Annotated in this window: 23 protein-coding genes; 15 read left to right on the top strand and 8 right to left on the bottom strand. The window is 43.0% G+C overall.

All coding sequences use genetic code 11. The annotated features are described in order from the left end of the window. Positions 1-57 precede the first annotated feature (57 nt). The 9 genes from porV to F0361_RS16665 all read left to right on the top strand — a co-directional run bounded on the left by porV (position 58) and on the right by F0361_RS16665 (position 9,675). Positions 58-1,209: a type IX secretion system outer membrane channel protein PorV gene (gene porV, locus F0361_RS16625; RefSeq protein ID WP_154920493.1), complete on the top strand. Its 1,152-nt coding sequence runs from the start codon at positions 58-60 to the stop codon at positions 1,207-1,209. A gap of 76 nt (positions 1,210-1,285) precedes the next feature. Next, the gene (gene cdd / locus F0361_RS16630; RefSeq protein WP_154920495.1) at positions 1,286-1,771 is read left to right on the top strand and encodes a cytidine deaminase; all 486 of its coding nucleotides are present in this window, start codon (positions 1,286-1,288) and stop codon (positions 1,769-1,771) included. A 186-nt stretch (positions 1,772-1,957) separates the two neighbouring features. Beyond that, positions 1,958-2,956, top strand: coding sequence for a pyruvate dehydrogenase (acetyl-transferring) E1 component subunit alpha (pdhA, locus tag F0361_RS16635; RefSeq protein ID WP_138259594.1), 999 nt, complete (start codon positions 1,958-1,960; stop codon positions 2,954-2,956). 4 nt (positions 2,957-2,960) lie between these two features. Beyond that, positions 2,961-4,622, top strand: a complete 1,662-nt coding sequence (locus tag F0361_RS16640) for a pyruvate dehydrogenase complex dihydrolipoamide acetyltransferase (RefSeq protein ID WP_154920497.1) — start codon at positions 2,961-2,963, stop codon at positions 4,620-4,622. Between the two features lie 79 nt (positions 4,623-4,701). Further along, entirely contained in the window at positions 4,702-5,748 is a 1,047-nt protein-coding gene (locus tag F0361_RS16645; protein ID WP_154920499.1) for a M28 family metallopeptidase, read from the top strand. Further along, complete coding sequence (locus F0361_RS16650) at positions 5,748-6,428, top strand: SDR family NAD(P)-dependent oxidoreductase (protein ID WP_154920501.1); 681 nt, start codon at positions 5,748-5,750, stop codon at positions 6,426-6,428. The genes F0361_RS16645 and F0361_RS16650 overlap by 1 nt, the downstream gene beginning before the upstream one ends. 91 nt (positions 6,429-6,519) lie before the next feature. After that, on the top strand, positions 6,520-7,122 hold the full coding sequence (locus F0361_RS16655) for a SprT-like domain-containing protein (protein ID WP_154920503.1): 603 nt from the start codon (positions 6,520-6,522) through the stop codon (positions 7,120-7,122). A 1-nt stretch (position 7,123) separates the two neighbouring features. Continuing rightward, a complete protein-coding gene (locus F0361_RS16660; RefSeq protein WP_154920505.1) occupies positions 7,124-8,203 on the top strand; it encodes a mannose-1-phosphate guanylyltransferase in 1,080 nt (359 codons plus the stop codon). 2 nt (positions 8,204-8,205) lie between these two features. Then, positions 8,206-9,675: a DUF389 domain-containing protein gene (locus tag F0361_RS16665; protein ID WP_154920507.1), complete on the top strand. Its 1,470-nt coding sequence runs from the start codon at positions 8,206-8,208 to the stop codon at positions 9,673-9,675. Here F0361_RS16665 and F0361_RS16670 read toward each other — a convergent pair. Together F0361_RS16670 and F0361_RS16675 are read right to left on the bottom strand one after the other, a co-directional pair. Then, on the bottom strand, positions 9,672-10,439 hold the full coding sequence (locus F0361_RS16670; RefSeq protein ID WP_154920509.1) for an ABC transporter ATP-binding protein: 768 nt from the start codon (positions 10,437-10,439) through the stop codon (positions 9,672-9,674). The two genes, F0361_RS16665 and F0361_RS16670, sit on opposite strands and share 4 nt — an antisense overlap. Next, positions 10,439-11,176 carry an MlaE family ABC transporter permease gene (locus F0361_RS16675; protein WP_138259602.1) on the bottom strand — a complete coding sequence of 246 codons (738 nt, stop codon included), beginning with the start codon at positions 11,174-11,176 and terminating at the stop codon, positions 10,439-10,441. Before F0361_RS16675 ends, F0361_RS16670 begins: the two co-directional genes overlap by 1 nt. A 111-nt stretch (positions 11,177-11,287) precedes the next feature. Here F0361_RS16675 and pafA point away from each other — a divergent pair, with 111 nt between their 5' ends. Together pafA and murI are read left to right on the top strand one after the other, a co-directional pair. Continuing rightward, positions 11,288-12,958 carry an alkaline phosphatase PafA gene (gene pafA, locus F0361_RS16680; protein WP_154920511.1) on the top strand — a complete coding sequence of 557 codons (1,671 nt, stop codon included), beginning with the start codon at positions 11,288-11,290 and terminating at the stop codon, positions 12,956-12,958. A gap of 8 nt (positions 12,959-12,966) precedes the next feature. Next, the gene (gene murI, locus F0361_RS16685; protein WP_154920513.1) at positions 12,967-13,755 is read left to right on the top strand and encodes a glutamate racemase; all 789 of its coding nucleotides are present in this window, start codon (positions 12,967-12,969) and stop codon (positions 13,753-13,755) included. A gap of 23 nt (positions 13,756-13,778) precedes the next feature. Here murI and F0361_RS16690 read toward each other — a convergent pair whose 3' ends face one another. Next, on the bottom strand, positions 13,779-14,288 hold the full coding sequence (locus F0361_RS16690) for a dihydrofolate reductase (RefSeq protein ID WP_246160920.1): 510 nt from the start codon (positions 14,286-14,288) through the stop codon (positions 13,779-13,781). A gap of 135 nt (positions 14,289-14,423) precedes the next feature. On the opposite strand from F0361_RS16690, the gene F0361_RS16695 reads away from it, so the two are divergent. Next, on the top strand, positions 14,424-15,509 hold the full coding sequence (locus tag F0361_RS16695; RefSeq protein WP_154920515.1) for an aminotransferase class V-fold PLP-dependent enzyme: 1,086 nt from the start codon (positions 14,424-14,426) through the stop codon (positions 15,507-15,509). Positions 15,510-15,659: 150 nt separating this feature from the next. Then, positions 15,660-15,956, top strand: coding sequence for an isoamylase early set domain-containing protein (locus F0361_RS16700; protein WP_138259606.1), 297 nt, complete (start codon positions 15,660-15,662; stop codon positions 15,954-15,956). Positions 15,957-16,024: 68 nt separating this feature from the next. Here F0361_RS16700 and F0361_RS16705 read toward each other — a convergent pair whose 3' ends face one another. The 5 genes from F0361_RS16705 to F0361_RS16725 form a co-directional block, all read right to left on the bottom strand. Next, on the bottom strand, positions 16,025-16,849 hold the full coding sequence (locus tag F0361_RS16705; RefSeq protein ID WP_154920517.1) for a thymidylate synthase: 825 nt from the start codon (positions 16,847-16,849) through the stop codon (positions 16,025-16,027). A 149-nt stretch (positions 16,850-16,998) separates the two neighbouring features. Then, positions 16,999-18,465 carry a NupC/NupG family nucleoside CNT transporter gene (locus tag F0361_RS16710; protein WP_154920520.1) on the bottom strand — a complete coding sequence of 489 codons (1,467 nt, stop codon included), beginning with the start codon at positions 18,463-18,465 and terminating at the stop codon, positions 16,999-17,001. An 18-nt stretch (positions 18,466-18,483) separates the two neighbouring features. Continuing rightward, positions 18,484-19,113, bottom strand: coding sequence for a bifunctional nuclease family protein (locus F0361_RS16715; RefSeq protein WP_138259611.1), 630 nt, complete (start codon positions 19,111-19,113; stop codon positions 18,484-18,486). Between the two features lie 85 nt (positions 19,114-19,198). After that, positions 19,199-20,164 carry an electron transfer flavoprotein subunit alpha/FixB family protein gene (locus F0361_RS16720; RefSeq protein WP_154920522.1) on the bottom strand — a complete coding sequence of 322 codons (966 nt, stop codon included), beginning with the start codon at positions 20,162-20,164 and terminating at the stop codon, positions 19,199-19,201. A 36-nt stretch (positions 20,165-20,200) separates the two neighbouring features. Next, positions 20,201-20,941: an electron transfer flavoprotein subunit beta/FixA family protein gene (locus F0361_RS16725; protein WP_154920524.1), complete on the bottom strand. Its 741-nt coding sequence runs from the start codon at positions 20,939-20,941 to the stop codon at positions 20,201-20,203. 176 nt (positions 20,942-21,117) lie between these two features. Here F0361_RS16725 and F0361_RS16730 point away from each other — a divergent pair, with 176 nt between their 5' ends. Together F0361_RS16730 and F0361_RS16735 are read left to right on the top strand one after the other, a co-directional pair. Beyond that, complete coding sequence (locus tag F0361_RS16730; protein WP_138259614.1) at positions 21,118-22,095, top strand: pyruvate dehydrogenase complex E1 component subunit beta; 978 nt, start codon at positions 21,118-21,120, stop codon at positions 22,093-22,095. Between the two features lie 101 nt (positions 22,096-22,196). Beyond that, the gene (locus F0361_RS16735; RefSeq protein WP_154920526.1) at positions 22,197-24,698 is read left to right on the top strand and encodes a DUF5686 and carboxypeptidase-like regulatory domain-containing protein; all 2,502 of its coding nucleotides are present in this window, start codon (positions 22,197-22,199) and stop codon (positions 24,696-24,698) included. Positions 24,699-24,748: the final 50 nt, after the last annotated feature.

Raw genomic sequence — 24,748 nt, forward strand, 5'->3', positions numbered from 1 at the left:
GTGGACCAAAGTCATCGAAACACTAAATTGGCCCACTTTATATCAACTATTGAATTAATGAAAAAACTTACATTTATTTTAATGCTTGCCTTATTTGTGAAGGCCAATGCCCAAGACGATAATAGGGTTATAACTACGGCGGTCCCATTTTTGACTATTGCGGCCGATGCTCGTTCCGCAGGTATGGGTGATATGGGGGTCGCAACTTCTACCGATGCTTTTTCACAACAATGGAACCCTGCAAAATTTGCATTTGCGGAGCGCAAAATGGGAATAGGGCTTAGCTATACCCCGTATCTAGAAAGTATCATTACAGACATTTCTTTATTGAACGGTAGTTACTATAATAAAATTAATGAGCAGAGCGCTTTTGCCGTTAGTTTGAGATACTTTACGTTAGGTGAAATAGAATTGCGCCAATTTGCGAATGACCCTGGTACTTTGGCAAAACCTAATGAATTGGCGTTGGATGGTTCCTACTCTCTAAAACTAAGCCCAACTTTTTCCATGGCGGTTGCTGGTAGGTACATTCGTTCCAACCTACGTTTGCCGCAACAGAGCGGTTCCGTAGATTCCCAAGCGGCGAGCTCTTTTGCAGTGGATGTGGCCGGATTCTATCGTTCCCGGGAAATTGCCTACAATAATTTTGATGGGCGTTGGAGGGCAGGTTTCAATATTTCCAATATTGGAGGTAAGATACAATATGATGAGGGTGGTCAGGAAAACTTTTTGCCCAGCAACTTAAAATTTGGGGTTGGATTTGATTTTATTTTAGATCAGGACAACGTTATTGGAATTACTTCAGAATTTAACAAATTGTTGGTTCCAACACCGCAAGATCAAAATGGTGATGGGGTAATAGATTCTGCGGATAACGATATCTACCAAAACGAAAGTGGTTTTGGTGGAATATTCAGCTCCTTTGGGGATGCCCCAGATGGTTTTAGTGAGGAACTACAAGAGATGACTTGGGCCTTAGGCGCTGAATACGTATACCAAGATTCCTTCATGGTAAGAACAGGGTACTTTAACGAAAGCGAGGTAAAGGGCTCTAGAAAGTTTTTTACATTGGGAGCGGGATTCAAGTTTAAGTCGGCACAAATCGACCTATCCTATTTGTTCTCTACTTCCCAAGTTAGAAACCCTTTGGAAAACACGCTACGCTTTGGGTTGACCTTTAGTTTGGGCGAGGAGTTTTATAACGATTAATTTCCGAAAAAAATAAATAGAAACCCGCATTTTGCGGGTTTTTTTGTTTTGTATCTTCACTTCTCAAACACAAGAAATGGCAATAAAGAAGAAAATAGGTTTTGACATAGTGATTTATGATTCCTTTGAAGAAATGCAGGAAGGGGATAGAATGTTATTGAAAAAATCGGTTGAGGCGAGAAACAATGCCTATGCCCCATATTCCAAATTTCAGGTAGGTGCCGCCTTGAAACTGGAAAATGGTGAAATTGTCATTGGAAATAATCAGGAAAATGCATCCTATCCCTCTGGACTCTGTGCGGAGCGAGTGGCCGTTTTTTATGCCGGGGCGAAGTTTCCCAATGTAGCGATCAAAACATTGGCCATTTCCGTACAATCAAAAAACAGTGAGGTGTTGGAACCGGCCGCTCCGTGCGGTAATTGCAGGCAGTCCTTATTCGAATATGAACACCGACAAAAATCGCCCATACGGATTTTGATGATGGGAGCCCAAGGAAAGGTCGTAGAATGTCCATCGGTTGCCGCTATTTTACCCTTGGGCTTTGATAAAACCTATCTATGATTAGATAGGTTTTAAGAAGACCTTTTAAACACGTAAATTCCTTTTTTTGTTAAGGGTGTAATTTCTTCTCGCTTTTATTTCTATTATTTTTATCCATTCATTTATATGTGTATTTTTGTTCTCTTGTGATGTGCTTCTTGAACATTGCTACGGAGTCCGATTAATTTGTAATAAATTTTAAAATCGATGGAAAAAATCACCAAGGAAACTTATTTGAAATGGTACGAGGACATGTCGTTTTGGCGCAAGTTCGAGGACAAACTTGCTGCCGTGTACATTCAGCAAAAGGTAAGAGGTTTTCTTCACTTGTATAACGGTCAGGAGGCAGTATTGGCGGGAGCCTTGCATGCCATGGATTTGACAAAGGACCGAATGATTACGGCGTATAGGAACCATGTTCAGCCCATTGGGATGGGAGTGGACCCACGAAAGGTGATGGCCGAATTATATGGGAAGGTGACCGGAACCTCCAAAGGTATGGGTGGATCCATGCACATATTTTCAAAGGAGCATCGTTTTCACGGAGGCCATGGCATCGTTGGTGGACAAATTCCATTAGGGGCAGGAATGGCGTTTGGTGATAAATACCACGGTAGTGATGCCGTAACCCTATGTTACATGGGAGATGGTGCCGTAAGGCAGGGGTCGCTTCACGAGACTTTCAACTTGGCCATGCTCTGGCAATTGCCCGTGGTTTTCGTTTGTGAGAATAATGGGTACGCCATGGGAACATCCGTGGCCAGAACCTCCTTTTCCACCGATATTTGGAAATTGGGATTAGGTTATGAAATGCCCTGCGGTCCGGTAGACGGAATGAATCCGGTAACCGTTGCCCAAGAGATGAGCAAGGCCATTGAACGGGCACGTTCTGGAGGTGGTCCAACTTTCCTAGAGATGAAAACGTATAGATATAGGGGTCACTCTATGTCAGACGCCCAACATTATAGAACCAAGGAGGAGGTAGAGGAATACAAGAAAATTGATCCGATCACCCAGGTCTTGGATATTATCAAGGAAAATAAATACGCAACAGACGAGGAAATCAAGAAGATCGACAAAAGGGTCAAGGATTTGGTTAAGGAATGCGAAGAGTTTGCGGAGAAATCAGAGTATCCGCCCGTACAACAATTGTACGATATGGTATACGAGCAAGAAGATTTTCCATTCGTTCAACATAAATTGTAATTAAATGGCAGAAGTAATTAATATGCCGCGATTAAGCGATACCATGGAAGAAGGTACCGTTGCAAAGTGGTTGAAAAACGTAGGGGATAAGGTAGAAGAAGGCGATATTTTGGCTGAAATCGAAACGGATAAGGCCACTATGGAGTTTGAATCATTTTACCAAGGTACATTGCTTCATATTGGTATTGAGGAAGGTGATGGGGCTCCTGTAGATACATTGTTGGCGATTATAGGTGAAGAAGGAGAGGACATTTCCGGACTTTTGAACGGTGGGGGAAGTCAAAAGAAAGAAGAAAATGCTTCGGAAGACAAAGCCGAAGAAAAGAGCGCTGAAACTTCGGATGATTCGAAGGATGAAGAAGGCGACACATCGGCCACTGAAATTCCTGAAGGAGTTGAAATCGTGAAGATGCCGCGCCTTAGCGATACCATGGAAGAAGGAACCGTCGCCAGTTGGTTGAAACAAGTGGGAGACGAGGTTGAGGAAGGTGATATCTTGGCCGAAATCGAGACGGACAAGGCAACCATGGAATTCGAGTCTTTCTATTCCGGAAAGTTACTTCATATTGGAATCCAGGAAGGGGAATCCGCGCCCGTTGATGCTGTTTTAGCCGTCATAGGACCCGATGGTACCGATGTTGATGCGGTTTTGAACGCAAAGTCGGGCTCCAAAAAAAGTACAAAGACAGAAGCAAAAAAAGAAGAAGCATCAAAGGCTTCCGAAACAGAAGATACATCGAGTAAGGAATCTACTTCCGCAACTTCGGATGGCAATAGAATCTTTGCATCGCCCTTGGCAAAGAAAATAGCAGAGGATAAGGGAATCGACCTTTCTAAAGTGTCCGGTACGGGCGATAATGGGAGAATCATTAAAAAGGATATAGAAAACTACAAACCTGCGGAAGCACCAAAAGCTGCACCGGAAGTTTCAAAATCGGAAAAGGCCAGTGTGCCTGCTGTTTCCATGGCAATTCCTGCTGGTGAGGAAGGTGTGGAGGAAAGCAAGAATTCCAATATGCGAAAGGCCATCGCCAAGGCATTGGGGAATTCCAAGTTTACCGCACCCCATTTCTATTTGACCATTGAGGTGGATATGGATAACGCCATCGCTTCAAGGGCCCAGATAAATAGCCTACCAGATACCAAGGTGTCTTTCAATGACATGGTACTAAAGGCCTGTGCCATGGCATTACGAAAACATCCTCAGGTTAATACAACATGGAACGGTGATACCACTAAGCAGTACAAACATATCCATATGGGTGTTGCCGTAGCTGTGGACGAAGGGTTGGTTGTGCCGGTAATTAAGCATGCGGACTTACTGGGCCTTACGCAGATTGGTGCAGCAGTAAAGGAGTTGGCCGGTAAGGCAAGAAACAAGAAAATCGCTCCCTCTGAAATGGAAGGAAGTACATTTACCGTTTCCAACTTGGGAATGTTCGGGATACAGGAATTCACATCGATTATAAATCAACCCAATTCCGCCATACTTTCCGTTGGGGCCATCGTTGAAAAACCGGTGGTCAAAAATGGGGAAATCGTGATAGGGAATACCATGAAATTGACCTTGGCCTGCGACCATAGAACTGTTGATGGTGCCGTGGGAGCGCAATTTTTACAGACGCTTAGGTACTATGTGGAAAACCCTGTGACCATGTTGGCCTAATCGGCTCAGAACAATATAGTCTAAAAGCATCTCTTAACGGAGATGCTTTTTTTTATCTTTATCACTCAAACACATTTATATGATACGAACGCTGACAAGTTTTCTTTCCGTCCTGATTTTGGTTTCCTGTGGGTCCAAAAAGATAAACAATGAAACGGTATTGAACCCAGATGGTCCTGAGGGACTTAAAGGAAGAATGGTTTCGGAGGAAATTAAGACTTCCATGAACGATTCGGGAAAATTCAGTGGCAAGGAGGTTGTTTTTTCAACTTCGGAGGATATCGCCGTACTTATGGATTATTTGGCATCCGATGCATTAAAGGGAAGAGGATCCGGTACCAAAGGCATCGAAATGGCGGCCGACTTTATAGAAGACCGATTTTCATCCAGTGGCATCGCACCTTATTTTACGACCTATAAGGATACCTTGGAAAACTTTGAAGGAGTAGCGTTCAACGTTGTAGGGGTTTTGGAGGGTACAGACCCAGCTTTGAAGAACGAATATGTGATGCTGGGCGCACATTATGATCATCTTGGGATTGTAAGTCCTGAGAATGGGGACGATATTGCAAACGGCGCCAATGACAATGCATCTGGAACCACAACGGTCATGGAACTCGCCCGATATTTTGGCAAGGAAAAATCGAATAAAAGAAGTCTTATTTTTGCATTGTTCAGTGCGGAAGAAAAAGGACTTTTAGGTTCAAGGCATTTGGCCAAAAAGCTGAAAGATCAAGGATTGGATATGTATGCCATGTTGAATTATGAAATGGTGGGCGTACCCATGGTGGACAAGGACCATTTGGTGTATCTCACGGGGTACGAATTATCGAACATGGCCGAGGTTAGTAACGCCTACGCCGGGGAAAAGGTAGTTGGGTTCTTGCCCCAAGCCAAGGAATTCAATCTCTTTAAAAGATCGGATAATTATGCATTCCATCAAGAGTTCAATATTCCCTCCCAAACGTACAGTACGTTTGACTTTACGAACTTTCCCTACTATCACAAAGTGGACGACGAAACCTCCGAAATGGATTATGGACATATGGCCATTATCGTCAACAAAATGATACCCATTGTGGAAGGGATCGCCAATTCGCCGGTTAAGGAAATAAAATATAAGTAATGGCCAACGTCATCATAACAGGATCAAGCAGGGGTATAGGCTTTGAAATGGCCCAATTGTTTGCCAATGAAGGACATTCCGTTTTGGCGCTTTCCAGAAATGAGGAGCCCATACAAAGCCTTGAAAATAAAAACATTACCGCGTTTTCGTTCGATTTGTCCCTTGCTTCGGATTTTGTAAGAGTTGAAGAATTTCTAAAAAAAGAATGGCAGATAGTGGATATCCTGATCAACAATGCAGGTGCCCTTTTGAACAAGCCTTTTGCCGAGACTTCTTTGGATGAATTTAAAAAGGTATATGATGTAAATGTCTTTGGGGTTGCGGCAATGACAAAATTGGTAGTACCCTATATGTCAAAAACGGGACATGTGATTACGGTCAGTTCCATGGGAGGAGTGCAGGGAAGTATGAAGTTTCCAGGCTTATCGGCCTATAGTTCGAGTAAGGGTGCAGTTATTACACTTACGGAATTGCTGGCGGAAGAATACAAGGAAACAGGTCCCTCGTTCAATGTATTGGCCTTGGGCGCTGTCCAGACCGAAATGCTGGAGGAAGCTTTTCCGGGATACAAAGCCCCGGTAACGGCATTGGAAATGGCAACATATATCAAGGAATTTGCGCTTGGCGGCCACACCCTCTTCAATGGGAAGTTACTTCAGGTTTCAAATTCTACCCCCTAAATAGTGATGGTTTTAAGGCTATGACTACCAGTGTTTTGTTAATTAAAATCAATTCCGCTCAATTCTTATTTTTTCGGGTATTTTTGTTTTAATGGAAGCTATTTTAGGTAAATATTTGCCGGAAAGGTCTGTACATCCCTGTCTGCAACTCATTAAGGATAATGGTGTGCATCTTAAGATTGTAAACGAAAGGGTTACCAGACATGGGGATTATAGGAGGCTCCCTGATGGCAAGCACGTGATTACCGTAAACGCTACCCTCAATAAATATCGGTTTTTAATTACCTTGGTTCATGAAATTGCGCATTTGGTCGCTTTTGAAAAATACGGACGCAGGATTAAGCCGCACGGGTTGGAGTGGAAAAGAACGTTTCAGTATTTAATGTTACCTTTTTTACGACCGGAAATTTTTCCGTCCAAATTATTGCCCTTGTTGGCCATTCATTTTAAAAGCCCCAAGGCCAGTAGTAGTACGGATGCGCGATTGTCCATTGCTTTACAGCAATTTGATGCGCAAGAAAATGACAAAACATACGTTTTTCAATTACCTTTTGGAAGTGTTTTCAGGATATATAATGGAAAGCTATTCAAGAAAGGCAATAAAAGAGTAAAAAGATTTGAATGCGTTGAGGTCAAGACGGGAAGGGTATACCTTTTTCAGCCCAATGCTGAGGTGGAACTTATAACCAGTTAACATGAACAAAAATTATTATGCCGTTTTAATGGCAGGGGGTGTGGGCTCAAGATTCTGGCCCATAAGTACAACGGATTATCCCAAGCAATTCCATGATATGTTGGGCACGGGTGAAACGCTCATTCAAAAGACCTTTCAAAGGCTGAATAAGTTCGTTCCAACCGAGAATATTCTAATTCTAACCAATGAACGCTACAACGATTTGGTTTTGGAACAGTTGCCCATGGTATCTCAAGAGCAGGTGGTTTTGGAACCTGCCATGAGAAATACCGCACCGTGTATCCTTTACGCGGCCCTCAAGATTCAGAAAATGAACCCCAATGGGGTAATGATTGTGGCACCTAGCGACCATTGGATCGAGGACGAAGTGGCTTTTGCTAAAGACGTAACGGCTTGCTTCGATAAATGTGAAAAGGAAAAAGTGCTTTGTACATTGGGTATAAAACCCACATTTCCCAATACCGGTTTTGGATATATCGAGTTTGATAAATCCGATGAAAACCAGATCAAAAAGGTAAATCAGTTCAGGGAAAAGCCCGATTACTCAACGGCCAAGGAATTTTTGGTTCAGGGGAATTTTTTGTGGAACGCCGGTATTTTCATGTGGAGCGTAAAAACCATAGTGGATGCTTTTAAAGAGTATCAATCAACGCAATTTAATCTGTTCCATGATGGGCTTTCCTGTTTGAATACATCCGAAGAAAAAGATTTTATCGCTGAAAATTATCCGAAAGCTGAAAATATTTCCATTGACTATGCTATTTTGGAAAAGTCCGATGCCATTTTTGTTCTAGAAGCCACATTTGATTGGAACGACCTTGGCACGTGGGGTTCCTTGTTCGATAAATTGAACAAGGACAACATGGGCAACGCAGTCGTCAACGCCCAACTTTCGGCCGAGGATGCCACAGGGAATATGATCCGTACCCCTAAAGACAAGATAGTAGTTGTTGACGGGCTGAAGGATTACATCATAGTGGACAAGGAAGAAGTATTGTTAATTTATCCAAAAGCCAAGGAGCAGGATATTAAAAAGGTACTAAATTCGGTCAAGGAAAATTTTGGTGATAAGTACGCGTAACTATGCAGGATAAATTCGGTCAGGACAACGTTACTCCAACGGACAATACCCCGGATAGCGGGGACGAGGTAAAAAGGGACTTTCAGGGACTTTTGGGCAGTATAAAAAAGTTTCTTCTGGAATTGCTGGACATAAGGACCAACACGGACCAGGATGCCACTAGGGAAGCGATCATTGCAGATATTCCCTTTAAGGGACATACCTCATGGATCCTTGTTTGCTCCATCTTTATTGCCTCCATCGGGTTGAACGCAAACTCTACTGCGGTAGTTATTGGCGCTATGTTAATTTCTCCCCTAATGGGCCCAATTTTAGGTATTGGGCTTTCCGTAGGTATCAATGATATCGATACACTAAAAAGATCTTTAAAGAATTTTGGGGTGATGGTGGTTTTAAGCGTGCTGACCGCTTTTCTTTTCTTCAGGTTCTTTCCGCTGCGGGACGAGTCCTCCGAGCTTTTGGCAAGAACCGCCCCGGATATACGCGATGTGTTGATCGCATTTTTTGGTGGATTGGCCTTGGTAATCGCAAGGGCGAAAAAAGGAACCATCGCAAGTGTCATCTTTGGTGTGGCCATCGCGACAGCCTTGATGCCTCCATTATGCACCGTTGGCTTTGGATTGGCAATAGGTAATTGGGACTATGCCAGTGGGGCCATGTACCTATTCACCATAAACACCATCTTCATTGCACTGGCCACCTTTCTGGTGATTAAGTTGTTGCGTTTTCCAATGGTACGCTATGTCAACTCAAAACGAAGAAAATTCATCGCAAGGCTGGCCTCAGCTGTGGCCATTGCGGTCATGATTCCCGCGAGCATCACGTTTTGGAACGCGTTACAGGAATCTTTGTTCAGGAAACAAGCCACTATTTTTATCGATGAGAATGTAGTGCCCTATCAATTTTCAGGTCAGGGAAGGTTTTTGGAGAATTTCACGGATTTGGAATATAACAACGGGGAGAATTCTACAATAGAACTGGTTTTTATGGGCAATGAGGCCATCCCCGATAATATAATCGCTACCTGGCGTGCCCAATTGGCGGATAACCCCCGACTGAAGGACACGGATCTGCAGATTATACAAGGAGGGCAAAGCGAGGAGGTAAACCAGCTCAAATACATTAATGAACTTTACGAGACCCAGAAGAACCAGCTGAGCAGCAAGGACGAAAAAATTGCCTTTTTGGAAAGTGAATTGTCAAGATTAAGTAAAGGGGCAGTAGGTCAGATTCCCTTTAAAGAAATAAGTATGGAGGCCAAAACAAATTACGAGAATTTGGAACGCTTGGGATATTCTTATTTAATAGCAACAGATTTCCAAAAGACGGATACCATACCGGTTTTCGAAATTACTTGGAAAAAGGAAGCCAGGAGAAACCAAACGGTCAAGGATACCCAAAAGTTATTGAATTGGCTCAAGCTTCGTTTGAACAATGACAATATTCAGGTAAAGGAAGTAATGGAGGATTAATTTCGTTCCTCAATGTACATCTGCCGTACTTTTTTAAAAAGATCGGAAGAATAGACAAAATTGGTGACCGCCTCGTTCTCGGTCTTGAATATTTCGTTCTTTGTGCCTTCCCATTCCTTAAGACCATCTTTTAAGAATAGAATTTTTTCTCCAATCTGCATTACGGAATTCATGTCATGGGTATTGATTATCGTAGTAATGTTATATTCTTCCGTAATCTCCTTGATAAGATCATCGATGAGGATAGCCGTCTTTGGATCTAATCCAGAATTGGGTTCGTCACAAAATAGGTACTTGGGGTTCATAACGATGGCCCTGGCAATAGCGACACGTTTCTGCATTCCTCCGGAAATTTCTGCCGGATACTTATGATGTGCATCCACCAAGTTTACCCGTTTCAAAACGGTATTCACACGGTCGTCCATTTCAGATGCCGATTGTTTTGTGAACATTTCCAAAGGAAATTTCACATTGCCGGCTACAGTCATACTATCGAACAGAGCACTTCCCTGGAAGACCATGCCCATTTCCTGCCTTAAATCGCGTTTCTCGTTTTCGGTGAGGTCTGAATATTTTTTTCCGTCATACACGATACTTCCTTTTTCCGGAGAAAACAACCCCAAAAGGCATTTGAGGAATACCGTTTTTCCGGAGCCACTCTGACCTATAATCAAATTGGTCTTGCCATTTTCAAAGGTGGTGGAGATACCTTTTAAAATATGTGCGTCACCAAAGGATTTATGTATGTTGTTCACCTCGATCATTAGCCTAAAAGTAGTTGGGTTAGCAAATAGTTCAAAATGATTATGACCACGCTGGTCCAGACAAAGGACGTGGTACTGGCCTTTCCTACTTCCAGGGCCCCGCCTTTCATATAGTATCCATGAAAGGAAGGTATGGTGGCTATGATGAATGCAAAGATCAGTGTCTTAATGAAGGCGTAGGCAATATGAAAGGGAATAAAATCGGTCTGAAGCCCGGTCACAAAGTCGGTACTCGTTAAAAATCCGCCAAACACCCCAGCGAGCCAACCTCCAAAAATTCCAACATACATGGAAATGGCAATCGCAAAAGGGTAAAAGAGCATCGCAATGATTTTTGGGAATACCAAATAGTTCAAGGAATTTACGCCCATGACTTCCAAGGCATCGATTTGTTCCGTGACCCGCATGGTTCCAATACTCGAAGTAATGTAAGAACCCACTTTTCCCGCCATGATTATGGATACGAACGTAGGTGCAAATTCCAATATAACGGACTGCCTTGTGGCAAATCCAATGAGACTTCTTGGAATGATGGGATTCGTGAGATTCAGTGCGGTCTGTATGGCAACAACGGCGCCAATAAAAAAGGAAATGAAGATAATGATGCCAAGTGATCCGTACACTAGTTCATCTACTTCTTTTAAAATCAGGGATTTCATTATGCGCCATTTGGTGGGCTTCTTAAAAACCTCTACGACCATCATGGAATAGCTGCCAATCGACGCTAAATAATTCATCCCTTTAAAATAGATTTGTTACGGTAAAAATAACAATAATGGATTTGATTTAACTTCCAATTAATTTTTTCAGGGCTATTTTCTTTATTTTTACGCCTTAATATTTTAGGCATGACCTTTCGTTTCACAACTGTATTACCCAGTATTTTTACCATCCTATTGATTTGTTTCCAAGGCTATTCCCAACGTAAGAACAAGGTTGAGGAGCCTGATGCATTGAGAACCAAGCCTAAATTGGTCGTTGGGATTATTGTGGACCAGATGCGGTACGACTATCTGACCCGCTTTTATGATCAATATGAAGAAGGGGGATTTAAAAGAATGGTGGAAGAGGGTTTCAACTGTAAGAACAACCATTTTAACTATGCCCCAACCAGTACGGGACCTGGGCATACATCGGTTTATACTGGGACCACACCTGCTACGCATGGTATTATTGGCAATGAATGGTACGACAAGGAAAATGATGTGGATGTGTATTGTGCATCGGACGATAGGTATGCATCCGTGGGTACCACTTCAGATGCCGGCCAAATGTCCCCGCATAGAATGACCGTTACGACCATAACGGATGAACTCAGATTACATACGCAAATGAGGGGAAAGACCATCGCCATCGCCCTTAAGGATAGAGGAGCCGTACTCCCTGGCGGACATACCGCCAATGCCGCGTATTGGTTTCATGGCAAAAATGAGGGTAAGTGGATTACGAGCAGCTACTACATGGATGCCCTTCCAAAATGGGTGGAAGACTTTAATAGTTCTGGAGTGGCCCAATCCTATAAAAAAGGATGGAACACCTTGAAGGATATAAGTACCTATGTAGAAAGTGGCGTGGACGACAATGCTTTTGAAGGACTATTTGATGGTGAAACCTCGTCGTCATTCCCTCACAACCCTCAAGACCTGTTGGACAAAAACAATAATTTTGAAATCATAAAGGCAACTCCCTACGGCAATAGCATCACGACCGATTTTGCCATTGAGGCCCTAGTACGTGAACAATTGGGTCAGGACGAGATTACTGATTTTTTGGCGGTCAGCTATTCAAGCACGGATTATGTCGGACACATGTTTGGGGTGAACTCCAAGGAAGTGGAGGATACCTATATCCGTTTGGATTTGGATTTGGCCAGACTTTTCAAGGCTTTGGATAAAAATGTGGGCGAAGGGGAGTACACCGTCTTTTTGACGGCAGACCACGCTGCAATCGACGTGCCATCATATCTAATATCGACAAGAATTCCCGCCGGTTATGTGGACAATAGCACTACAAAGGAAAAGTTTACGGAGTTTTTAAGATATACCTATGGAACCGAGGAAATCGTAAAGAATTTTTCAAATTATCAAATTTTTCTGGATCATAAGATTGTAAAAAATCTGGATTTGGAAATCAAGGATGTGCAGGAAGCTATAGCCAAGGAGTTTTTAAGCTATGATTACGTGGATCGCGTGTATACCGGCTATCAAATGTGGCAAAATAATTATTCCTCCGGTATTCCCTATATTCTGCAAAATGGGTACAACCAAAAAAGATCAGGGGATGTACTTCTTGTCCTAAAACCGGGAACCATTACCTATCCTAAAACCGGTTCCACCCATGGATCGCCCCAAATTTATGATACCCACGTACCTTTACTGTTCTTTGGAAAGGGGATACAAAAGGGAAGTACTGTGGAGCGAACCGAAATTCCAGATATCGCCCCTACAATTTCATCTTTGTTGGGAATCGCTTTTCCCAGTGGAACAACAGGAAAGCCCCTTTCAGAGGTATTGGAATAAATAAGGTCATGAACGATAATCCCATAGGTATTTTTGACTCCGGTATTGGGGGTACTTCCATTTGGAAGGAAATACAAACCCTTATGCCTTATGAACATTGTATCTATTTGGCAGATAGTAAAAACGCTCCTTACGGTGAAAAATCGAACGAGGAAATCCTACAACTGAGTATTAAGAATACCGAGTATTTGATTCAACGGGGATGCAAGTTGATCGTTGTCGCCTGTAATACCGCTACAACAAACGCCATAGATTATCTCAGGAACTCGTACGATATTCCATTTATAGGCATTGAACCGGCCATCAAACCTGCGGCCTTAAACTCCAAGTCCAAGAAAGTTGGAATTTTGGCCACTAAGGGAACCTTGTCCAGTACCTTGTTCCATAGCACAAGCCAAAATCATGCAGCTGGGATCGAGGTTATTGAAAGACAAGGAAAGGGATTGGTAGAATTGATCGAAAAAGGTGATATGGAAAGTGATTCCTTAAAACAGCTTTTATATCAGTTTGTACAACCTATGTTGGAAAAGGGCATTGATTACCTGGTACTTGGCTGTACCCATTATCCTTATTTGATACCGATTTTAAGGGAGATATTGCCCGCTGACGTACAGATAATCGATTCTGGCGAGGCCGTGGCAAGGCAGACCAAAGCGATCCTAGCCAAACAACACCTCCAAAATAGTTTCGATGCTACCGGAAGGCACCAATTTTATACGAACGGGAATTTGGAAGTGCTGGAAAGGTTTGTCTTAAACGCTGCTAAAAACGTAACGGCCCAATACTTGGATTTTTAATCTTTGAGATGCGCTAAACTATTTTATTTTTTGTTTTTTCTAGTATAGGTACGATAGGTAAAATCGTATTGGTGTTTGTCATCTTTTGGATGGTATTCCTCGGCCACCAACTCCCAAACCGTAGCGTCGATAGGCGGGAAGAAGGTATCCGCGTTAAAAGTGCCGTGAACCCTAGTGAGTTCGATACCATCGGCATATTTTTCTCCAAGTTTGTATATTTCTCCGCCACCAATTATATAGGCTTTTTCTTCGTTGACTAGGTCCAGGGCTTCTTCCAGGGAATGCACAATGATGCTATCTGGGAAAGACACTTTGTAGTTTTCGTCTCGGGTAATGATAATATGCAACCGATTGGGCAAGGGCTTCGGAAAGCTTTCAAATGTTTTTCTACCCATGATGATCTTATGTCCCGAGGTCAATCTTTTGAACCTCTTGAAATCATCAGGTAGATGCCATAGCAAATCATTATCCCTTCCAAGGGAATCATCCTCACCTGCCGCAGCAATCATTGTTATATTTTTTTCGGCCTTCATATAGCTATGCTTGAACAAAAAACGAGCCATATAAATTGCTATGGCTATCTTTATAATTCAAAGTTACGGATTTGTACAGATAGATAGCTGCTGTTTTGAAAAGCGAACAAATGCGTTCCAAAAAAGAAACGATTAATGGATAAAATAAAAAAGGAGTTTCCCCTGCTAAGAAAGTGTACCTATTTAAATACGGCCGTTTTTGGGCCATTGTATGATTCCTTGATCGATTGGAGACAGGAACATGATTTGGATGCTTTATTACATGGTAGTGAACTATGGGAACAGACACTTAAAACCTTGTCCGATACACGTGAAAAAATTGGGCAATTTTTTAATTGCGACCGGGAAAGGGTCGCTTTGGTATATAATTATTCCTTGGGAATGAACCTATTATTGGAGGGGTTACAGGCGAAAAGGAATGTTCTGCTTTTGGAGAACGACTATCCTTCCGTGAACTGGCCCTTTGAGAGTAGGGAGTTTGCTATTACAACCTTGGGAATTACCTCCGATCTTGAGGAAAGAATAGTAGAGGCTGTCAAAAAAAACAATATCGATGTATTCGCCTTTAGCATTGTGCAGTGGCTGGACGGATTTTTAATCGATTTGGAGTTCATCAAAAAACTAAAACGTGACAACCCAAAACTTTTGATTATTGCCGATGGTACACAGTTTTGTGGAGCCATGTCCTTTGATTTTAAAGCTTCGGGAATCGATGTTTTGGGGGTTAGCGGCTATAAATGGCTCCTGTCCGGTTATGGAAATGGGTTTATGCTCTTTGCCGACAATCTGGAGAACGAGCTCAAGGTACCTACTACAGGTTTCAATGCAGCGCATGGAAATTTCGACAATAAGGAAACCATAGCCCTCGCAAAAAAGTTGGAACCTGGTCACTTGTCCAGTTTGAACTTTGGAAGTCTAAAATTCTCCTTGGATTTTTTGGACTCCATTGGAAAGGAACAGATTACTCAGCATAATCAAAATATGTCCAAAAAAATAAAGGAAGCTTTAAATGGCATGGGCTTATTACAGAAACATATAGTCGACAGGGAAGCCCATAGTACCATATTTAATATAAAGGCAGGTCAAAAAGTGTTTAAGACCTTGTCTGACAATGACATATTGTGCGCTATGCGGGGAGACGGAATTAGGGTGGGCTTTAACTTCTATAATGGAATGGATGACTTTGAACATCTTATAAAAGTCTTAAAAACATCCTATTGATAATTACCTACTTGCAACATTTGAAAGACATTATTTTTGGACAGTCGTTAATTTCAGCTAAATTTTTGCCAATTTCATAAAAATGACATTAACCGTTGACAATGAGGAGTTTAATGCCGTAGCTTTGCCCTAAATTTAAAAACTAAAATCATGGCAATCGCAAAACAATATCTAAAGACAAAACCGGTTTGTAAGGTAACTTTTACAGTTCCTGCAGAGGACGCTAAGAAAGTGGCCGTAGTAGGTGACTTTAACGATTGGAGCCCTAAGGGAAGCACATTGAAAAAATTAAAAAACGGAACTTTTAAGGGAACTTTTGACCTTCCAAAGGAAAGTACGTTCGAATTTAAATACTTGGTAGACGGCACTTATGTAAACGAAACTGAGGCGGACCGTTACCAGTGGAACGATTATGCCGGTTCTGAAAATGCGGTATTGGAGTTGTAAATAATTTTAAACTAGATAATTAAGGGAACTTTTTAAGTTCCCTTTTTTATTGTTATCTTTTTTTCTTACTAAACCGCCACAACGCCCTTGATATGGGGGTGTGGGTCATAATCCAACAAGGTAAAATCCTCGAACTTAAAATCGAAGATATCCTTTACATTGGGATTTAGGACCATTTTTGGTAAAGGCCGAGGTTCCCTACTCAATTGTAATTCCACTTGTTCCATGTGGTTATTGTAAATATGAGCATCACCAAACGTATGTATGAATTCCCCGGGTTCATAACCGCAGACCTGCGCCATCATCAGGGTAAAAAGGGCATAGGAAGCAATGTTAAAGGGTACGCCCAAAAATATATCGGCGCTGCGTTGGTAAAGCTGGCAGGATAATTTTCCGTCCGCCACATAAAACTGAAAAAACGCGTGACAAGGGGGAAGGGCCGCTTTTCCATTGGCTACGTTTTCTGCAAACGATTTGGAGGTATCTGGCAACACACTTGGATTCCACGCGGATACCAACATACGTCGGCTATTTGGATTGTTTTTTAAGGTTTCCACGACCTCCTTTATCTGGTCGATTTCGTCGCCGTTCCAGTTTCGCCACTGATGTCCGTAAACCGGACCTAAGTCCCCATTTTCATCGGCCCATTCGTTCCAAATACGCACCCCGTTTTCCTGCAAATAGGCTATATTGGTGTCACCGTTTAAAAACCATAATAGCTCATAAATGATGGACTTTAGATGTAATTTCTTGGTAGTGACCATAGGGAATCCCTCACTCAGGTCAAACCGCATCTGATAGCCAAAAACACTTAAAGTTCCCGTACCGGTACGATCACCTTTTTGGTTCCCTTCGTTCAAAACATGCTTTAGTAAGTCGTGGTATTGTTTCATAAGCCCCCTAACCCCCAAAGGGGGAATTCCCTTTGGTTTATTTTTGTAAAAATAAGGAATGCCTATTGGTCTTTATCCAAATCATTCTAGGCTTTTATTAAAATTTATTAACGGCAAATTGTGGTTCCCCCTTTGGGGGCTTGAGGGCGTTACCCCAATATCATTCCGGCAATAGTGGCCGATAGTAGGGAAGCTAAGGACCCACCCAAAACTGCCTTCATTCCAAACTCCGACAAGGTTTTGCGCTGTCCCGGGGCCAAGGAGCCAATTCCCCCAATTTGAATGCCGATGGAAGCAAAGTTCGCAAAGCCACAAAGCATATATGTAGCCATAATGATCGATTTTTGGTAGGACAGGCTTGGGGTAATGGCTACATTTTTTAACTCGGCCAATTGGGTATAGGCCACAAATTCGCTGGAAGCCAATTTGATGCCCAACAATTGGCCCATCAACGCGATGTCCTCGTTCGCCACGCCAATGAGCCACATCAATGGCGCGAAAATGGTTCCAAGAATGGCTTCCAAGGAAAGTTTTTCAAATGACGAATGCTCCGCTACAAATTGATTTATATTGGTTAAATCGCCAACATACCCAAAAATACCATTCAACATGGCAATAAAGGCTACAAAGACCAAAAGCATGGCACCTACGTTCACTGCCAATTTTAGTCCTTCGGTAGTACCGTTGGCTATGGCATCGAGCAAATTGGTCCCAATTTTCTCTGTAGAAACCTTTATGTTCGTATCTACCTCCTCGGTTTGTGGGCAAAGTATTTTTGAAACGACGATGGCCCCTGGTGCCGCCATAACGGATGCAGCGATCAGGTGCCGGGCGAATTCCAATCTGAGGGCTTCGTCATTTCCTCCCAAAAACCCTATGTACGCCGCAAGGACGCCCCCGGCAACGGTGGCCATACCGCCGATCATCACCAACAGGATTTCAGATTTGGTCATGCGCTCCAAATACGCTTTGATCATCAAGGGTGCTTCGGTCTGACCTAAAAATATATTCCCTGCTACCGAAAGGCTCTCGGGACCCGAGATTCCCAGGGATTTTGTCAAAAGCCACGCCAAGCCCTTCACGATTTTCTGAATGATTCCCAAGTAAAAAAGTACGGATGTCAAAGCTGAAAAAAAGATGATCGTTGGTAGAATCTGAAAAGCAAATACGTATCCGATATTAGGGTTGTCAAGATTCATGAGGTTCCCCAATAAAAACCGACTTCCGGCAACAGTAAAGTTTAGGATTTCGTTGAATATTTTCCCTAGCACCGTAAAAATGGCTCGGATGAACGGAACTTTCAATATTCCAATGGCCAACGCCAATTGTATGGCAAGTCCTATTCCCACGGTCTTCCAATTGATGGCTTTTCGGTTGGAACTGAACAAAAACGCCAGACCGATCAATACCAGCATGCCCAGGATGCCCCGCCACAAACTATGGAAAGAAAAACCCTCATTGGGGATGGAGGAGGTCAATTGATTATCGACTATATCATTTAGGATGGTACTATCAACGGAATTTAGTATCGTCTCCGATGCATCCGGGGTTTGGGAAAACAATAGTACTGGAAAAAGGAAAAATAAGAGAAGTTGAAGGCAGGGATTTTTTTTCATGCGCTAGGGCTTGTCCAATCAATTTCTTTTGGATATTTCATCCCGTAACTTTGCCGCTTTCTCGTAATCTTCGTTGGCCACGGCCTTTTTGAGTTCTTGTTCGAGTTCGTCTATGGTCAATTCCGTATAGCCATCAGTAGCACCCGAATCTATTTCCACGGTTTCGCCCTCCTGCAGAATCTCATCTACAACGATACTATCGTCGCTCTCCTTTTTTTCGGTCTCTTTGGAGGAAAACTTCAAGAAGATACCCGCCTTGTCCAAAATGGTCTTGTACGTGAAAATGGGGGCATTGAACCGAAGTGCCAAGGCAATGGCATCACTAGTCCTGGCATCTATAATCTCCTCAATGCCATCACGCTCACAGATAATACTGGAATAGAAAACCCCGTCCACCAGTTTATGGATGATTACCTGTTTGATGACGATGTCAAAACGGTCCGCAAAATTTTTAAAAAGGTCATGTGTCAAGGGCCTTGGCGGCTTAATTTCCTTTTCAAGGGCAATGGCTATGGACTGCGCTTCAAAAGCTCCAATGACAATGGGCAATTTACGGTCTCCCTCTACTTCGTTCAATATAAGGGCATAAGCGCCATTTTGCGTTTGGCTGTAAGAAATCCCCTTTATTTTCAATCGTACTAAACTCATAAATCGTATAAACTAAAAAAGCTGTTCAAACACTTGGGACCCCAACTATTCGAACAGCCCTTTGTGGGGCACAAATTAACAAAAATTAGCTGTTTTGAGCTTTAAATTCCTTTAATTTTTCGATTAACTCAGGTACCACTTCAAACGCATCGCCCACGATTCCGTAATCCGCGGCCTTGAAAAATGGTGCCTCTGGATCGTTGTTGATGACCACTTTTGTTTTTGAGGCACTTACGCCCGCCAAGTGCTGTATGGCACCTGAAATTCCTATCGCAATGTACAGATTGCTCGCAACAGGTTTACCTGTTTGACCTACATGCTCGCCATGCGGTCTCCATCCAAGGTCCGATACCGGTTTGGAACAGGCTGTGGCAGCACCTAAAACATCGGCCAATTCCTCGATCATTCCCCAGTTTTCTGGTCCTTTTAGCCCCCTTCCTGCGGATACGACGATATCCGCATCGGCGATGGTCGCCTTCCCTACCACCTTATCGATGTTCGTGGACTTGGTATTAAATTCCGAATCCAAGGATACATTAAAATCTTCCACCGATGCATCGGTAGGGATCTCCACCGTTCCAAAGGCATTGTTGGACACCCCAACGATTTTTATATCGGTATCGATAACCGTGTGCGCAAATCCCTTGTTGCTAAAAGCCGTTCTCTTCACCTGAAACGGGGAGAGGCTTTCTGGAGCCGCTACCACATTTGGGGCATACCCTGCTTTGAGTGTGGCCGCCAAAAGCGGGGCCATATATTTTGCATCTGAACTGGAGCTTACAATGACCACCGTAGCGTTCTCAGCTTCTATAGCTTTGGAAACTACTTCTGCCGCGGCCTTTGCATTAAAAGGTTTTAGGGCTTCGTTCTGAACGTTTAACACCTTGGAAATACCATAGGTTCCCAAACTCTCATTTTCCGTACAATTGATGGAAACCGCCGTGGCCGTGGTACCCAATTGTTTGGCCACTTCCGCAGCATAGGAAGCGACTTCAAAAGCGTTCTTTTTAAATTTTCCGTTCTCTGATTCTGTATATACTATAACTGACATTTCTTTTATTTTTTGGTTTACCGCTTAGAAAAGCTTTTAAATTACCTTGGCTTCGTTGTGAAGTAAATCAACAAGCTCATCAACGGTTTCGGCGAGTTTTATTTCGCCTTTTGGTGCCGGTTTATCAAATTTTACATCTTGGGTGGCCTTGATAACTTCAATAGGTTCTACGACGTTCAATTTCTTTTGTCTGGCCATCATGATGCCACGCATGTTGGGTATTTTAAGATCACTTTCCTCTACCAGGCCTTTTTGTCCGCCCACAACTAAGGGTAGCGAAGTACTTAAGGTTTCCTTTCCTCCATCGATCTCGCGGATTGCCGTTACGTTGTCGCCATCGATATCAAGTTTGATGCAGGTATTGACAAAATTCATGTCCAGTAGGGAAGCAAGTATTCCAGGTACCATTCCTCCATTATAATCGATGGATTCCCTACCGCCGATTACCAAATCATATCCGCCGTTCTTTACGACCTCGGCGAGTTGCTGGGCCACAAAGAATCCGTCTGTGGGCGTTGCGTTTACCCGTATGGCCTCATCGGCGCCAATGGCAAGGGCTTTTCGCATGGTAGGTTCAACACTTGCGTCCCCAACGGTGGCCACATGTACGGTGGCACCTTGTTGTTCCTTGAACCACATGGCCCTGGTAAGTCCAAACTCATCGTTTGGATTGATAACGAACTGCACCCCGTTGGTGTCAAATTTGGTGTCGCCATCTATAAAGTTTATCTTGGAAGTAGTATCCGGTACATTACTTATACAAACTAGTACTTTCATTGAATAAATTCTTTTTTGTGTTGGAGACGAAGATAACCAATATTTTCCAAATTTACTATGCATGCATAGTAAATTTTATCACTTTTTTTAAAACGGCCATCCCATTAATTGATATATAATTTCCTATTTTTGCTTGCTTTCAATTGAAAGGTTAAAGACTATTATTTCTTATTGACATGAAAACACTACAGTTTAGAGAAGCTATTGCGGAGGCGATGTCCGAGGAGATGCGTAGGGATGAGTCCATTTATCTAATGGGCGAGGAGGTAGCCGAGTATAACGGGGCCTACAAAGCTTCCAAAGGTATGTTGGACGAATTTGGACCCAAAAGGGTTATAGATACGCCTATTGCGGAATTGGGCTTTGCCGGGGTGGCAGTAGGTTCCACCATGACTGGCAACAGGCCCATCGTGGAATTCATGACCTTTAACTTTTCATTGGTTGGAATCGACCAAATCATAAACAACGCTGCCAAAATTAGGCAAATGTCCGGCGGACAGTTTCCTTGTCCAATCGTGTTTAGGGGACCTACTGCCTCTGCAGGTCAATTGGCGGCAACGCATTCCCAGGCCTTTGAGAGTTGGTACGCCAACTGTCCCGGGTTAAAAGTGATAGTTCCTTCAAATCCGGCTGATGCAAAAGGATTATTGAAATCTGCTATCAGGGACGACGACCCCGTCATTTTTATGGAATCCGAGCAGATGTATGGCGACAAGGGCGAAGTGCCCGAGGGCGAATACACCATTCCTATTGGCGTAGCGGATATCAAAAGAGAAGGTAGCGACGTAACAATCGTTTCCTTTGGAAAAATTATTAAGGAAGCTTACAAAGCGGCCGATGAACTTGAAAAAGAGGGCATCAGCTGCGAAATAATCGACCTAAGGACCGTAAAGCCTTTGGATTACGATGCGGTGGTTAAATCTGTAAAGAAAACGAACCGTTTGGTCGTCTTGGAGGAAGCTTGGCCGTTTGGTAATGTAGCCACGGAAATCACCTATCATATTCAGGCAAATGCCTTTGATTATTTGGATGCCCCCATCATAAAAATCAATACGGCGGATACACCTGCACCTTACTCTCCAGTTTTATTGGAGGAATGGCTGCCCAACCACGAAGATGTTATCAAGGCAGTTAAAAAAGTGTTATATAAATAATTGGAAGTTTTTGTAAAGTATCTTAGCTTCTTCGACCTATGTCGAAGAAGCTTTTTTATTGGTACGCTATTTGTACAGGGGCCTAATGGTACATGATATACATGAATAGATTCTTTTTCCATTTTTTTCTTCTTTTTACCTTAGGTGTTCTAGGCCAGACAAAGGTTGGAGGTATCGTTTCGGATGAAAGCGGTCAGCCTGTGGCCTTTGCAAATGTCCTCTTCCAAGGTTCTACGGAAGGTACCATAACCAATGATAATGGTCGGTTCTATTTGGAGTCTGACAATACGTATGATGTGTTGGTGGTTTCGTTCATCGGGTATGAGAACAAGGAGATTTCGCTCACTTCCAAGATAAACTTCAACATGGAAATTGTCCTTTCCGAAGCTGCCGAGCAACTCAACGAGGTAGTTTTGATATCGGGAAAGCAATCCAAAAAAAATAATCCCGCCGTGGATATCCTACGAAAGATATGGGCCAAAAAGCGGGAAAACGGTATTCGCAAATTCGACCAGTATGCCTTTGATAAATACGAAAAGGTGGAGTTCGATTTGAACACCATTGATAGTGCCTTGATGAAAAGGAAGATTTTCAAGGGGCTGGAATTCGTGTTTCAGGATCTGGATACCTCCCGCATCACGGGTAAAACCTATCTTCCCATCTTTTTGAACGAAACGTTTTCAAAGGTGTATGGCGATAATATCATCAACGAAGAAAAAGAGGACGTGTTGGGCAATAAAAATTCCGGCTTTGAGAATAATCAAGCTATCATTGCCTTTGTTCAGGACCTTTACCAGAGCTATGATATCTATGATAACTATCTCAAGTTTTTTGACAAGAGTTTTACGAGTCCGCTGTCAAGAACGGGAATAGACACCTATAACTACGCATTGCGCGATAGTGCCTTTATCGATACTAAGTGGTGCTACAATATAGTGTACTATCCCAGACGTAAAAACGAGCTAACGTTTAAGGGCGATTTTTGGGTGAACGACTCTACCTGGGCTATCAAGAACATTAATCTGGAAGTTACCAAAAGTGCCAACATCAACTGGGTCAAGGAAATATATATTGAGCAGGATTTTGAGGTGGTCAACGATTCCCTTTTTCTTTTGAAGCGAGATTATATGCTGAGCGATTTCAGCTTTCAAAAAAAGGAGGAATCTAGAGGTGTTTATGGCAAACGGACCACGGTCTATGACAATTACGTGTTCAACGACAAAAAGCCGAAGGATTTTTACCGAAAGGACCAAAATCCTTTGGATATCAACTTGATCGTTAGGGACGATGAATTCTGGCAGAAAAACCGATTGGAATCCCTAAATAAGGATGAAGCGGGCATTTACACCCTGCTGGATACCCTTAAAACGGTTCCAAAATTCAAATCCTACTATAATTTGGTGAGCATACTTGGGTCTGGATATGTGGAGATCGATACATGGGACTTGGATATTGGTAATGTTTACGATGTGTTTGGGTTCAATCCGGCGGAAGGACCAAGGTTGCGATTGGGGGCAAGGACCTATAGGGGCCAGAACGACCTATGGCGCTTGGAGGGTTACATGGCCTATGGATTTACGGACCAAAAGGTGAAACATGGATTGAACGGAAAGTTTCTGATCGACCCAAAGACCCGGTTGATAATTTCCGGTGGGAACAGGCGCGATATAGAGCAATTGGGTGTTAGCCTCACAGCGACCCGTGATGTGCTTGGACGTAGCATCGCCTCTTCTTCGTTGTTGACCGTGGGAGCCAATAACAGACTGACGAATATCAACCTGAGCGCCCTTAATTTTGAAATGGAACCCATTACCAATTTTAGGATTTCCTTGGGCGGAACCTTCAGGACCCTGAGCTCTGCCCTGCCCAACGATTTTAGTCTGGACTATATAGACCCAGATGCACCCAGTGGCGTATCATCCGAAATACGGCAGTTCGACTTCAATACCCTGTTGATCTATACGCCAGGAAAAAAAACGATAGGCTACGGCGTGGAAAGACGGGATGTAAACGATACCTATAGTACGTTATTGCTCAATTATACGAAAGGAACGGAGGGTGTTTTGGGAAGTGATTTTAATTATCAGAAATTACAATTCTCCTATAGCCAGCCTTGGCAATTGGGAGGTTTTGGAAGATTGATGAGTACCGTGGAGTTGGGCAAGACCTTTGGGGAGGTCCCTTTGGGATTGTTGAGCGTGGTACCCGGAAACCAGACCTTTTTCTCAAATTATGGGACTTTTCCCAATCTCGATTTTTATGAATTTGTTACCGATACCTATGCATCGGTACATTTGGAACACAATTTTAACGGGAGACTCTTCTCCAGAATACCGTTTTTGCGTAAATTGAACCTAAGGGAGATTGTGGGACTCAGGGGTGTTTGGGGAAGCCTATCGGAGGAAAATATAGCCCTAAGTGCTCCGGCGAACGTGAATACGCCGCTAAGGGCGCCTTCGGAGAAAATATATTATGAATACTCCTTGGGAATTGGGAATATCTTTCGGATTTTCAGGGTCGACTTTAATTTTAGGGGCAACTACTTGGACAATCCCGATGCCAGACCCTTTGGTATTACCGGAAGCTTCGGATTTAGTTTTTGATTTTCAGGGCAATTATCGGAAGTAGGCTTCGTTACTAAAACAAACAGAAT

Origin of the sequence: Maribacter flavus, from assembly GCF_008386635.1 — a bacterium.
GTDB lineage: Bacteria > Bacteroidota > Bacteroidia > Flavobacteriales > Flavobacteriaceae > Maribacter > Maribacter flavus.